This window comes from Diaphorobacter sp. JS3050, from assembly GCF_013154915.1.
Taxonomy (GTDB): Bacteria; Pseudomonadota; Gammaproteobacteria; order Burkholderiales; family Burkholderiaceae_C; genus Diaphorobacter; species Diaphorobacter nitroreducens.
Genome location: NZ_CP053553.1, coordinates 1,736,886 through 1,750,026 on the forward strand (window position 1 = coordinate 1,736,886; position 13,141 = coordinate 1,750,026).

A 13,141-nucleotide genomic window follows, 5' to 3' on the forward strand; every position below is an offset into this window, starting at 1 on the left:
TTCTTGTCGACCCAAGGAGTTGTATGACTGCTGCCCTATCCCGCAAAGCCTCTCACTCCATGGCGCTGGTGGCGCTGTTCGCCGCGCTCATGGCCGTGATGGGGCTCATTCCCAAGATCGACCTACCGCTGGGCGTGCCGATCACACTGCAGTCGCTGGGCGTGATGCTGGCCGGCTGCCTGCTGGGCGCGCGCCGGGGCTTTCAGTCCATGCTGCTGTTCCTGGCGGCCGTGGCGGCCGGCCTGCCGCTGCTGTCGGGCGGGCGGGGCGGCCTGGGGGTGTTCATGGCGCCGTCGGCCGGCTACCTGGTGGGTTACGCGCCGGCCGCAGGGGTGACAGGCGCGCTGATGCGCACACTGCCGCAGGGCACGGCGCTGCGCACGGCCGCGAGCGCGTTCATCGCTTCCGTGCTTGGCGGGTTGGTCTTCCTGCATGCCATGGGCATTGCCGGCCTCGTGCTGCTGGCGCAGATGCCGCTGGACAAGGCCTTTCTGGCGGACCTGGTCTTCGTGCCCGGTGACCTGGTCAAGTGCGCGCTCTGTGCGGTGGTGGTGCATACCGTGGCCAAGGCGCTGCCAGACTGGCCGTTTGGTGGGCGCGAACGTTGAACACCCACCCTTGCAAGCGGCAGGCGCTGGCGCCCCTGCCGCAACTGCTGACGGGCGATGCGCTGCCTGAGCTGTTCGAGTGGGTACATGGCCCCCTGGCGCACTGGGCCCGCACGCGGCCGCACTCCCTGGCGCTGGCCAATGAAACCACCCAGTGGGACTTCGCGACGCTGCACGACCGTGTGCAGACGCGGGCGCGCTACTGGGATGCGCAAGGCGCGCCGGCCACCGTGCTGCTGCCCGGTGATGCCGGCACGCTGGAGGGGGTGGTGGAATTCCTGGGCGTGATCGCCAGCGGGCGCTGCGCGGCGATGGGAGATCCCCAGTGGCCGGCGGGTGTGGCCCGGGCGGTTGCCGGGCGGCTGCCTCTGGGCTCCGGAGCCCCGGCAGCGGCCACGCCGCAGTCGCCGTTCTACGTGGGCTTCACCTCGGGCAGCACGGGCCTGCCCAAGGGCTTCATGCGCCACCACCGCTCCTGGGTGGAGAGCTTTCGCGTCAGCCTGCAGGACTTTGGTGTCGCGGCGGCCACGCGCGTGCTGGCGCCGGGCCGCATGTCGCATTCGCTGTTCCTGTTCGGCGCGCTGCTGGGCCTGTGGACGGGCGCTGGCGCGGTGCTGCAGGAGCGCTTTTCCGCGCCGCGCGCGCTGGACACCCTGCGCGCGGGCGGCGCGCCCTTGCTGGTGGCGGTGCCCAGCCAGCTTGTGCTGATGCTGCAGTGGGCCGAGCGGCGGCAGCTGGCACCTATCGAAGGGGTGGAGCTGGTGCTGATCAGCGGCGCGCGCTGGCTGCGCGAGCGCACACCCGCGCTGCGCCGGTTGTTCCCGCGCGCACGCATCGTGGAGTTCTACGGTGCATCCGAGGCCAGCTACGTCGCCTGGATGGATGCTGAGCCGGGCGCACCGGCCCAGGCCGTGGGCCGGCCGTTCAGCAACGTGGACCTGCACATCGGCCCCGATCCCCGCAGTGCCGCGCTGCCGCAGGGCGTGCCGGGGCTGATCTGGGTGCGCAGTCCCATGCTGTTCATGGATTACGTGAACGCCGCCGACGGCACCGCCGCCCTGCGCGAGGGCGACTGGCTCTCGGTGCGCGACATGGGTTACGTGGACGACAGCGGTTTGCTGCACCTGTGCGGTCGCGAGAACCGCATGCTCGTCACCCAAGGCAAGAACCTGTTCCCCGAGGAAGTGGAGGCGCGCCTGCTGGCCCACCCACAGGTGGCGCAGGCCAGCCTGCAGGGTGTGGCCGACGGCCTGCGCGGCCTGCGTGTGCAGGCGGTGCTGCAGTGGCAGGGCGACGCGCCGCCACCCGGCGCACTGGAGCTGGCGGCCTGGTGCCGCGCGGTGTTGGAGCCTTACAAGGCGCCGCGCCACTGGTGGGTGTGGGTGGGCGACTGGCCGCAGACGCCCAGCGGCAAGACCGACCACACAGCCATCGCCCGCGCGCTGCAGGCACCGTCGCCCTCGCTGGAGCGCTGGCGGTGAACGCTATTCCCATATTGGCCTGGGCGCGCACGCCGGTGGCGCCGGTCGGCGGGCCGCTCGCGGCCTGCCAGCCGCACGATCTGGCGGCGCCGCTGGTGGCGCGCATGCTGGCGGATGCCGGGTTGCCGCCCGAGGCCGTCGATGCCGTGGTGCTGGGCAACGCCCTGGGCGCCGGGGGCAACCCCGCCCGCATGCTGGCGCTGGCGGCCGGCCTCCCCGAGGGCATTCCCGCCGTGACGCTGGACAGCCAGTGCTGCGCGGGGCTGGATGCCGTCACCCATGCCTGCGGTCTGCTGGCGCTGGGCCAGGCCGATGTCGTGGTTGCCGGCGGGGCCGAGGCGTGGAGCCGCGCACCCCTGCGCATGCACCGGCCTCTGCAGGCGGAGGAGGCACCGGTGCCCTATGACCGGCCACCCTTCACGCCCTGGCCCGCGCGCGACCCCGACATGCTGCTGGCCGCGCTGGACGGCGCGCGGCGCCTGGGGCTCACGCGCCACGCGCAGGATGCGTACGCCATGGCCAGCCACGCGCGCAGCGTGGCGGCGCGCGCTGCCATGGCCCATGAAATCGTGCCGCTGCGGGGGTTGGCGCACGACGCCTACCCGCGCCTGTTGAGCGCCGCGCGTGTGGCGCGCATGCCTGCGGTGGCCAGCGGTCAGTCGGTGGACGACCAGGATTGCAGCCTCAGCACCGTCGCCGTGTCGCCCAAGGCGGACGGCGCGGCCCTGCTGCTGTTGGCCACGGCCACGGCCTGCGCGCGCTGGGGCGTGCGGCCGCGTGCGCAGTGGCGCGGCAGCGTCAGCGTGGGCGGTGCGCCCGAGTCGCCCATGCTCTGCGCCGTCGACGTGGCACGCGCCGCGCAGCAACGCTGTGGCTGGGATTGGGCGGCGCTGGAGGCGCTGGAACTGCACGACGCCTTTGCGGCGCAGGGCCTGGCGTTCTGCAATGCGCTGGGCTTGCCGCTCGGTGCCATCAACCGGGGCGGGGGTGGCCTGGCGCGCGGGCACCCCATCGGTGCATCGGGCGCCATTGCGCTGGTGCGCGTGCTGGCGCAGATGGCGCAGCGGCAGGGTGCCGACCGCACCGGCCGCACGCTGCGCGGCATGGCGTGCATTGCGGGTGCGGGCGGCCTGGGTGCGGCCACCTGGGTGGAAATACCGGAGTGAGAATGACCGAACCCCTGGTGATGCCTGTGGCGCAGGACGCCTTCGAGACGCTGGCGCAGGCGCGCCATTCCGTGCGCGCCTTCCTGCCGCGGCCCGTGCCCCTCGCGCTGCTGGAGCGGTTGCTGGCTGCGGCGCGGCTGGCGCCCAGCGGGGCCAATCTGCAGCCGGGCCGCTTCTGGGCCGTGGAGGGCGCGGTGCGCGAACGCCTGAGTGCCGCGCTGTGCCAGGCGTGGCGCGACCAGGTGCCTGAGGCCGAGGACTATGGCTATTTCCCCCGCCCCATGCCGCTGGCATTGCGCAAACGCCAGGTGGCAGCCGCGCACGCGCTGTACGGGGCGCTGGGTGTGGCGCGCGGCGACGGCGCGGGTCGGGCCGCACAGTTCGAGCGCAACTACCGCTTCTTTGATGCACCCGTGGCGCTGATCGTCACCATCGACCGCGGTTTCGGCGCAGGTGGCTTCATGGACCTGGGCATGTGCCTGCACGGACTGATGCTGGCCGCGCAGTCCCAGGGGCTGGCCAGCTGTGCCATTGGTGCGCTGGCGAGCTACCCGCAGATCGTGCGCGACGCGCTGGACCTGCCGGCCAGCGAGGTGGTCGTCTGTGGCATGGCGCTGGGCTGGGAAGATGCGGGCGCACCCGTCAACCGCATGCGCACCGAGCGCGAGGCGCTGGAGCGCTACTTCACCGTGCTGCGCTGAGGCAATGCGGAACACGTTCCCTCGCGTGTCGTGAGCCCCACCTTTTCTGCGGCCTGCTGCGTTGCATAACGGTCGCGATGGTGATGGCGGGGCTTTGCGTGCGAGGTGCGTCCCCTCGCAGCCCAGGCAGTACCCTCGTGCCGACTTATTCAGTATTTGACGGCGCCGGGCCGTCGCGCGGTCTTACGACGCTGTGCCACGGCGCAGCACCAACAGGTCGATATGGGGCTGAACGCCCAGCCGCACTGCGAAGCCGGCCCACAGGCCCGCGCCCGCGCTCACGAACAGGCGCATGCCGTCCACGTCGTATTGCCCGCGCACGAAACCGTTGTTGAACGGAGCGACCAGCCAGCGGTCCATGCCGCTGATCAGCCCGCCGTGCGTGTGGCCCGAGACCTGCAGGTCCACGCCGTGCGCGGCGTTGTCGCGCGCGAGCTTGGGCTGGTGCGCCAGCAGCAGGTGGAAGTCGGCCTGCGCCGCGCGCGCCTGCCGGGCCACCGCGGCTACATCGGGGGGCACGCCCTCGGGCACGCGCGGGTCGGCATTGTGGTGAGAGGTGCGGCCGTAGACCGGGTCGCCCACGCCGGACAGTGCCAGATGCGCGCCATTCACCTGCAGCACCTGGGTCTGGTTGGCCAAGACGCCCAGGCCCAGGCGGCGAAATTCCGCCATCCAGGCGTTGTAGCCGCCGTAGTACTCATGGTTGCCGGGCGCGGCCCATACGCCGTGCGGTGCGCGCAGTTGCGCCAGTGGAGCCACGAAGGCGGCGCTGCTGCCTACGTCGCCATCCACCAGGTCACCGGGCAGCACGATCAGGTCGGGCCGCGCCGCGTGGGTGCGCTCCACCACGCTCTGCACGTAGGCGGTATGGTTGATGGGGCTCGCGTGGATATCCGCCAGCACGGCCACACGCAGGCCATCCAGGGCCTCGGGCAATTGCGGCAGGTGCACCAACTGTTCACGCACCGTGGGCGGCTGCAGGCCCTGCGCCGTGCCAAAGCCCGCCGCGCCCAGCGCCAGCGCCACGGCGGTGCCGGTCAACCGCCTGCCGCGCAGTCGCAGGTGCCATGTGTCGCCCCCGCCCATGAGCGCGGCGGCCCGCGCCGCGAGCCATGCGGCATCACGCGCCAGAAGAAAGGCAATGATCAGCACCAGCGTGCCCAACACCCAGCCGCCGGGCACCTGCAGATAGGCCAGCGTGGCGTAATCCATCGCGCCGGCCTGCAAGAGCTTGAGCAGCAGGGCCGGTGTCACGCCCAGCAGGGCGGTCAGCGCAATGGCCACCAGGCGCGCCTGGCGCGACATGCCGCGCACGGGCCCCCAGAGCCAGACCGCCAGCAGCGGAATCACCAACGCAGCAAGAGACACCATGGGAAGCCGGGATGCAAAGAAGAAAGCAGCACCGGCGTACGGGGCCGGCGTGGGGGTGGTCGCGGCGACAGGGGTTGCGCCCCGCCGGCCGAGAGCGTGCGCAGGATAACGGTCCTTTTCAATGCCTTGCAGGCGGTGGGGTACTGGGCGGTGTCCCGGCCTAGGGCGTATCCCAAGAGACGTGGGGCGTACCCTGCGCTACGGTGGCTGTGGGATTCCCACCGGCCCGCGCGCCAGCAGGCGCCGGGGTTTCGCGCCGCAGCGGCGCACTTCATCATTTGCCATACCCATGAACCTTCACCAGAAACTGCTGCAGCGTGCCCGGCAAGGGCGTCCCATCCGCATTGGGCTGATCGGCGCGGGCAAGTTCGGCGCCATGTACCTGGCGCAGGTGCCGCGCATGCCGGGCGTGCACCTGGTGGGCATTGCCGATCTGTCGCCGGCCAACGCCCGCGCCAGCCTGGCGCGCGTGGGATGGGCGCCCGAGCAGTCGGAGGCCGCGTCTGCCCAGCAGGCGCTGGAGCAGGGCACGACCTGGATCACCGAGGACTGGCAGGCCCTGGTGCGCCACCCGCAGATCGAGCTGATCGTCGAATGCACGGGCAACCCGCTGGCGGCGGTGGACCACATTCTCGACGCCTTCGCCCACGGCAAGCATGTGGTGAACGTGACCGTGGAGGCCGACGCTTTCTGCGGCCCGCTGCTGGCGCGCAAGGCCCAGGCCGCGGGCGTGGTCTATTCGCTGGCCTATGGCGACCAGCCCGCCATGATCTGCGAGCTGGTGGACTGGGCCCGCACCTGCGGCTTTCCGGTGGTGGCGGCCGGGCGCGGGCACAAGTGGCTGCCGCATTTCTGCGAATCCACGCCCGAGACGGTGTGGGGCTACTACGGCCTGACGCCCGAGCAGGCGCAGCGTGGCGGCCTGAACCCCAAGATGTTCAACAGCTTCCTGGACGGGTCCAAGCCCAGCATCGAGAGCACGGCCGTCTCCAACGCCACGGGCCTGGCCGTGCCGAGCAACGGCCTGCAGTACCCGCCCGCCAGTGTGGAGGACATTCCCTACGTCACGCGCCCGGTGGGCGAGGGCGGAGTGCTAGAGAAAAAAGGCATGGTGGAAGTGATCTCGTCGCTGGAGAAGGACGGCCGCCGGATCCCCTACGACATCCGCATGGGCGTGTGGGTCACGGTGGAAGGCGAGACTGACTACATCCGCCACTGTTTCGAGGAATACAACGCCCACACCGACCCCACGGGCCGCTACTTCACGCTGTACAAGCGCTGGCACCTCATCGGGCTGGAGGTGGGCATGTCGGTGGCCAGCGTGGCGCTGCGCGGCGAGCCCACCGGCGTGCCCCAGGGCTGGAACGCCGATGTGGTGGCCACGGCCAAGCGTGACCTGCGCCCGGGCGACCTGCTGGATGGCGAGGGCGGCTACACCGTCTGGGGCAAGCTGCTGCCGGCTGCGACGTCGCGCAGCCTCAGGGGCCTGCCGCTGGGCCTGGCGCACAGCGCGCGCGTGGTGCGCCCGGTGGCAAAAGGCCAGGCATTGTCCTGGGACGATGTGGAGATGGACACCACCACCCACGCCTATCGGGTGCGCCGGGAGATGGAGGCCATGTTCCCCGCCTGACCCTGGTGCGGCACGGGTGCCTGGGGGCTGGGATAATTCCCGCCCCTATGCCCCTCACGATCACCTTTCCCGAGCAACTCCCCGTTTCCAGCCGCCGTGACGAGATCATGGCGGCCATGGCCGAGCACCAGGTCATCATCGTCTGCGGCGAGACGGGCTCGGGCAAGACCACGCAGCTGCCAAAAATAGCGCTGGCCCTGGGACGCGGCAAGTGCAACGCCCCCGAGGGCACGCGCGGGCGCCTGATCGGCCACACCCAGCCGCGGCGCATTGCCGCCAGCAGCGTGGCCAAGCGCATTGCCGAGGAGCTGAACACCCCCTTGGGCGAGGTGGTGGGTTACAAGGTGCGCTTTCAGGACACGCTGCAAAAGGGCGCTTCGGTCAAGCTGATGACCGACGGCATCCTGCTGGCCGAGACGCAGACCGATCCGCTGCTCAAGGCCTACGACACGCTCATCATCGACGAGGCGCACGAGCGCAGCCTGAACATCGACTTCCTGCTGGGCTACCTCAAGCAGATCCTGCCGCAGCGGCCCGATTTGAAGGTGGTCGTGACCTCGGCCACCATCGACGCGGAGCGCTTCGCCAAGCACTTCGAGGGCAAGGCCGGTCCGGCGCCGGTCATCATGGTGTCGGGGCGCACCTATCCCGTGGAGATGCGCTACAAGCCCTTTGAAGAAAAGAAGGACTTTGACCTCAACGATGCCATTGCCGACGGCGTGGACGAGTTGTGGGCGGGCGGCAAGGGCGGAGACATCCTCGTCTTCCTGCCCGGCGAGCGCGAGATCCGCGAGGCGGCGGACCACTTGCGCAAGCACCTGCAGCACTCGCCAGTGCTGCGGAACGCCGAGGTACTCCCCCTGTTCTCGCGCCTGTCGCAGGCCGAGCAAGACCGCATCTTCGACGGCCACACCGGACGGCGCATCGTGCTGGCCACCAACGTGGCCGAGACCTCGCTCACCGTGCCGGGCATCCGTTACGTCATTGACGCAGGTACGGCGCGCGTGAAGCGCTATTCCTTCCGTAGCAAGGTGGAGCAGTTGCTGGTGGAGCCCATCAGCCAGGCGGCGGCCAACCAGCGCGCCGGGCGCTGCGGCCGCGTGGCCAACGGCATCTGCATCCGCCTGTACGACGAGGCGGACTTCCACCAGCGCGACCGCTTCACCGACCCCGAAATCCTGCGCTCGTCCCTGGCGGGCGTCATCCTGCGCATGAAGTCGCTGGGCCTGGGCGACGTGGTGAACTTCCCGTTTCTCGAGGCGCCCTCGGGCCGTGCGATCGCCGACGGCTATCAACTGCTGCAGGAGTTGGGCGCCGTGGACGAGCGCGGCAATTTGCTGCCCATGGGCCGCGAACTGTCGCGCCTGCCCTTGGACCCGCGCGTGGGCCGCATGATCCTGGAGGCCCGCACCCGCGGCGCCGTGGCCGAGGTGCTGGTCATTGCCTCGGCCCTCAGCGTGCAGGACGTGCGCGACCGGCCGCTGGAGGCGCAGCAGCAGGCCGACCAGCAGCATGCCAAGTTCGATGACGAGAAAAGCGAGTTCACCGGCTACCTGCGCCTGTGGAAGTGGCTGCAGGATGCGCGCGGCGGCAAGATCGTCGCCAAGACGCGCAAGGAGATGGCGGCCCAGACCGCCCCCGCGGCCCAAGCGCGCAACACGGCCTTCCTGCCCGTCGCACAGCGCAGCAGCGGCGCGCAAGCGGAGGCCGCAGGCGAGGAGCGCCTGGCGCAGTTCCACCCCGCCGATGCGGAGGAGGCCACCCACAAGCTCAGCAACCGGCAGTGGGAGCAGTTGCTGCGCCAGAACTACATCAACATCCGCCGCGTGCGCGAGTGGCGCGACATCCATTCGCAGCTGCTCACCGTGGTGCGGGAGCACCAGTGGCAGGTGAACACCGAGCCCGCGGGCTACGAGGCCGTGCACCTGTCCATGCTGTCGGGCCTGCTGGGCAACATTGGTTACAAGGCCGAGGAGAGCGAGGCCTACCTGGGCGCGCACGGCATCAAGTTCCACCCGCACCCGGGCGCGCACCTGTCCAAGAAGCCCGGCCGCTGGATCGTCGCAGCCGAGCAGGTCGAGACCTCGCGCCTGTACGGCCGCGGTATCGCGGCGATCGAACCGCAATGGCTGGAAGAGGTGGGCGGCCATCTGCTCAAGAAGCAGCTGCTGGACCCGCATTGGTCCAAGAAACAGGCCGACGTGGTCGCGCTCGAGCGCGCCACGCTCTACGGCCTGGTGGTCTACAACGGCCGCCGCGTGAGCTATGGCCGCGTGGATCCGTACGAGGCGCGCAACCTGTTCATTCGCCAGGCGCTGGTCGAGGGCGAGTGGGAGACGCATTGGCCGTTCCTGGGCGCCAACCTCAAGCTGGTGCGCAAGGTGCAGGAGCTGGAGCACAAGAGCCGCCGCCAGGACGTGCTGGTGGACGACGAGCTCATCTTCGCCTTCTACGACCAGCAGATTCCCAAAGACGTGTACAGCGGCGCCACGTTCGACAAGTGGTTCCGCAGTGCCGGCAAGGAGAACGCCGGCCTGCTGTTTCTCAAGCGCGACGAGCTGATGCGCCATGAGGCCGCGGGCATCACCACCGACAACTTTCCCAAGACGGTGAAGCTGGGCGGCGTGGACTGCACGGCCAGCTACCTGCACAGCCCCGGTGACGCGCGCGATGGGGTCACCGTCACGGTGCCGCTGTTCGTGCTGAACCAGGTGAGCGAGGAGCGTGCGGAATGGCTGGTGCCCGGCATGCTCAAGGACAAGATCCAGGCGCTGCTCAAGAGCCTGCCGCAGCGCCCGCGCAGTCGTTTCGTGCCGCTGCCGGAAAGTGCTGCGCGGCTGGCGTCGCTGTTCACCGAGGAAGAGCGTTGGGCCCAGGGCAGCTTGATCGACACGCTGCTCAAGCAAGTGCGCGATGAAACCTCGCTCGACGTGAAGCGCGCGGACTTCAAGCTGGACATGCTCAGCCCGCACCTGTTCATGAACTTTCGCGTGACGGATGAGCACGGCCGCCAGCTCGGCCAGGGACGCAACCTGGGCGCGCTCAAGGCGGAGTGGGGGAGCAAGGCTCGTGGGGCGTTCCAGGCGCTTGCTTCATTAAAGATAGCTGGTGGCGCTCACCAGAAGCCAGATTCCGGTGGAAAACCATCTGAAACCAAGGAAAATAGAGCGCCAGCAGCTATCAAAAAAGAACCACTCGTCGGCGCGCCCGCGGCACGCAAGGCCGATGCCCGCTACGAGGATTGGAGCTTTGGCGAACTGCCCGAGCTGATGGAAATCGCCAAGGGTAGCCAGACGCTGATCGGTTTCCCCGCGCTCATCGACCATGGCGATGCGGTGGGCATCGAGGTGTTCGACGAACCCGAAGTCGCCGCCGCGCGCCACCGCGTGGGCCTGCGCCGGCTGTTTGCGCTGCAGATCAAGGACGCGCTCAAGTACCTGGAAAAGAACATCCCCGATCTGCAGAAGATGGCTGTGGCCTTCGTGCCGCTGGGCACGCAGGAGGAGCTGCGCGCACAAATCATCGACGTGGCCATCGACCGCGCCTTCCTCCAAGAGCCGCTGCCCAGCAACGAGGCACAGTTCAAGCAGCGCGTGCAGGACGGGCGCGGGCGCCTCACGCTGATCGCCAACGAGGTGGCGCGCATGGCGGCGGCCATCCTCATCGAATACGCCGCCACGCAGCGCAAGATCAAGGACACCAAGAACGCTCCCGAGGCCACGGCCGACGCGTCACAGCAGCTGCAGCGCCTGATGCCCAAGCAGTTCATCGCCGCCGCGCCCTGGGCGCAGCTGCAGCACTACGCGCGCTACCTCAAGGCCATCGCCACGCGCCTGGACAAGTACCGCGCCGACCCGGCACGCGATGCCGCCAAGCTCAAGGAACTGCAGCCGCTGGAGCAGCGCTATTGGCGCATGGTCGCCGAGCGCAAGGGCCAGGTGGATGCCCGCATGCAGGAGTACCGCTGGATGCTGGAGGAACTGCGCGTGAGCTTCTTCGCGCAGGAGTTGCGCACGCCGTATCCGGTCAGCGGCAAGCGGCTGGACAAGGTCTGGTCGCAACTGGTGTCTTGAGAGGCTCTCGCGCGGGGCAGGCTTTCAGGGCAGGTGTGCCGCCACCGGCCGCCGTGGGCGGGGCCGTTCATGCTTGCGCGCACGGCGCGCGTCCGCCAACCAATCACCAAACCGGCCCTGGCAGCGGCCCGTATGGCCTTCCCGGGCACCGGGCTTGCGGCCGCCAGCGCTCGCCTGGGCGGAACGGCCCTTGCCATCCAACTGCTGGCGGCGCCGATCGCCCCAGCGTCAAGACGTGAGCAGCGCCTTCAGCTCCTCGGCAGATAAATCCCGCGCCGCGCCAAACCCTGCCACGTGGCGGCCCACCGAAGGGATGATCTGCACGAACTGGAAGTCGCCCAGCGCCGTCATGGGCGCTGCCTCAGGGAAGCGCTGCAGGTAGGCGGCGCGCGCGCTGGCGGCTGCCTCGGGCGCAAGCAGCACGGCTTGCCCTTGGATGGCGACGCGCTCCAGCGCATGCACGGGCTGGGCCGCGTCCTCGGGCGCCGTGATCAGGAGAGAAACCGCGGGCGATTGCCGCAGGTTGCGGGTATGGGCGGCGAGGGCGCTGACATGCAATACCAGCACCTGGGCCGTGGAGTCGATGGCATACGGAACGAACGACACCGCCGGCGTTGTGAATGGAACCGTTTCCGCGCCGGGCAGGGTTTGCAGCGTTGCCAGCGCGGCCGTGCGCCGGCCCCACAGCAGTTGCCGCAGCAAGCGGTCCAGGCGGGACTCGTGGGTCATGGCGTGCTTGGGGGCGGACAGTTGCAAATGCCGTGCATTGTAGAAACGGGCCTGCGATGAACGCGCTGCGGCCGCGACGCCTTCGAAAAGTGTCAGAAGCGGTCGCAGCAGTGCCCCGCGGTCAGCGCAGGGCCAGGCGCTCCAGTTCCGCGCACACATCGGCCATGCGGCCGGAAATCACGAGCTTGCACGCGTCGTCGGTGTCATGGCGCAGGATCACGCGCAGGGGGAGCGAACGGGTGGAGATCGCAGGCCGCAGACCTGTGTGCTGCATGGCCGCATCCGCGGCAGGCATGGCAAAGGCGCGGTGGCGGGCCGGATTTTCTTGCGCCATGCCCGCCACGGCGGGGCTATCGGGAGGGCCGGCGTTGGGCGTCGCTCGCTGGTGTGCATCGGCGCGTCCGTGCGTGGTGCAGGCAGAGGGTGCAGCGCCGCGCGACATATGGCGTGCGGCCCGTCCCCATCGGCGCAGGCGGCGCAAGGGGCGGGAAAGGGAGGCAAAGGCAAAGAGGGCAAATCCCATGTGAAGACTCCGGCATGCCAGGGCATGAAGGTGGAACACAGGCAGGATTGCCAAGGACGTCAAGCGCGCATCCGCAGGGTTGGCATGCCGCAGCCACGGGGCATGCCCGGGCTACCGCCTGCCAGACGCCCGCCACCTGCGGCGGCGCTGCATTCAACGGACTACATGAGCATGGTGTTGCGTATCAGGCCCACGGCCAGCCCTTCGATCTCGAAAGGTTCGCCCGGCTCGACGCGGATCACCGGGTAGTCGGGGTTCTCGGGCAGCAGCTCGATGGCGCTGCCTGTGCGGCGCAGGCGCTTGACCGTGACGTCATCGCCCAGGCGCGCCACGATGATTTGCCCGTTGCGCGCCTCGCGCGTTGCCTGTACGGCAAGCAGGTCGCCGTCCATGATGCCCGCGTCGCGCATGGACATGCCGCGCACCTTGAGCAGGTAGTCGGGCTTGTGCGCAAACAGGCTGCCTTCCACCGTATAGGTCTGGTCCACATGCTCCTGGGCGAGAATGGGCGAGCCTGCCGCCACGCGGCCCACCAGCGGCAGCGTGAGCTGCGACAGGCCGGGTATCGGCAGGTTGAACTGGGCGCCGCGCGCCGCATTGATGTTGCGCACGGTTTCGCCGCGCAGCCGGATGCCGCGCGAGGTGCCGCTGACCAGTTCGATCACGCCCTTGCGGGCCAGCGCCTGCAGGTGCTCCTCGGCCGCGTTGGCGGACTTGAAACCCAGCTCTGCCGCGATCTCGGCGCGGGTGGGCGGGGCGCCGGTGCGCGCGATGGCGGTCTGGATGAGGTCCAGGATCTGCTGCTGGCGGGCGGTGAGCTTGGGACTGTCGAGCATGGTGCGATCCAATGCGGTCGGTG

Annotated in this window: 10 protein-coding genes; 6 read left to right on the top strand and 4 right to left on the bottom strand. The window is 69.7% G+C overall.

Features of this window, described 5'->3' with window-relative positions; all coding sequences use genetic code 11:
• The first annotated feature begins 23 nt into the window (after nt 1–23).
• Genes HND92_RS08500 through HND92_RS08515 form a run of 4 tightly spaced genes read left to right on the top strand, consistent with a single transcriptional unit; the run spans nt 24 to nt 3,956 of the window.
• On the top strand, nt 24–608 hold the full coding sequence (locus HND92_RS08500; RefSeq protein WP_172206730.1) for a biotin transporter BioY: 585 nt from the start codon (nt 24–26) through the stop codon (nt 606–608).
• Nucleotides 605–2,089 (top strand): AMP-binding protein, encoded by a 1,485-nt coding sequence (locus HND92_RS08505; protein WP_172206731.1) that lies wholly within the window; start codon nt 605–607, stop codon nt 2,087–2,089. The genes HND92_RS08500 and HND92_RS08505 overlap by 4 nt, the downstream gene beginning before the upstream one ends.
• Nucleotides 2,086–3,255, top strand: a complete 1,170-nt coding sequence (locus tag HND92_RS08510) for a thiolase family protein (protein WP_172206732.1) — start codon at nt 2,086–2,088, stop codon at nt 3,253–3,255. The genes HND92_RS08505 and HND92_RS08510 overlap by 4 nt, the downstream gene beginning before the upstream one ends.
• A 2-nt stretch (nt 3,256–3,257) precedes the next feature.
• Nucleotides 3,258–3,956 carry a nitroreductase gene (locus HND92_RS08515; RefSeq protein ID WP_172206733.1) on the top strand — a complete coding sequence of 233 codons (699 nt, stop codon included), beginning with the start codon at nt 3,258–3,260 and terminating at the stop codon, nt 3,954–3,956.
• Nucleotides 3,957–4,139: 183 nt separating this feature from the next.
• Here the strand turns inward: HND92_RS08515 and HND92_RS08520 are convergent, their stop codons facing one another.
• Nucleotides 4,140–5,327 carry a metallophosphoesterase gene (locus HND92_RS08520; protein ID WP_172206734.1) on the bottom strand — a complete coding sequence of 396 codons (1,188 nt, stop codon included), beginning with the start codon at nt 5,325–5,327 and terminating at the stop codon, nt 4,140–4,142.
• Between the two features lie 289 nt (nt 5,328–5,616).
• Here HND92_RS08520 and HND92_RS08525 point away from each other — a divergent pair, with 289 nt between their 5' ends.
• Nucleotides 5,617–6,957 carry an NAD(P)H-dependent oxidoreductase gene (locus tag HND92_RS08525; protein WP_135147813.1) on the top strand — a complete coding sequence of 447 codons (1,341 nt, stop codon included), beginning with the start codon at nt 5,617–5,619 and terminating at the stop codon, nt 6,955–6,957.
• Nucleotides 6,958–7,004: 47 nt separating this feature from the next.
• Nucleotides 7,005–11,030 carry an ATP-dependent RNA helicase HrpA gene (hrpA, locus tag HND92_RS08530; protein WP_172206735.1) on the top strand — a complete coding sequence of 1,342 codons (4,026 nt, stop codon included), beginning with the start codon at nt 7,005–7,007 and terminating at the stop codon, nt 11,028–11,030.
• Between the two features lie 228 nt (nt 11,031–11,258).
• Here hrpA and HND92_RS08535 read toward each other — a convergent pair whose 3' ends face one another.
• The 3 genes from HND92_RS08535 to lexA form a co-directional block, all read right to left on the bottom strand.
• Nucleotides 11,259–11,759, bottom strand: a complete 501-nt coding sequence (locus HND92_RS08535; RefSeq protein WP_172206736.1) for a pyridoxamine 5'-phosphate oxidase family protein — start codon at nt 11,757–11,759, stop codon at nt 11,259–11,261.
• 121 nt (nt 11,760–11,880) lie between these two features.
• Nucleotides 11,881–12,282, bottom strand: coding sequence for a hypothetical protein (locus HND92_RS08540; protein WP_172206737.1), 402 nt, complete (start codon nt 12,280–12,282; stop codon nt 11,881–11,883).
• 161 nt (nt 12,283–12,443) lie between these two features.
• Nucleotides 12,444–13,118 carry a transcriptional repressor LexA gene (lexA, locus tag HND92_RS08545; RefSeq protein WP_011805517.1) on the bottom strand — a complete coding sequence of 225 codons (675 nt, stop codon included), beginning with the start codon at nt 13,116–13,118 and terminating at the stop codon, nt 12,444–12,446.
• Nucleotides 13,119–13,141: the final 23 nt, after the last annotated feature.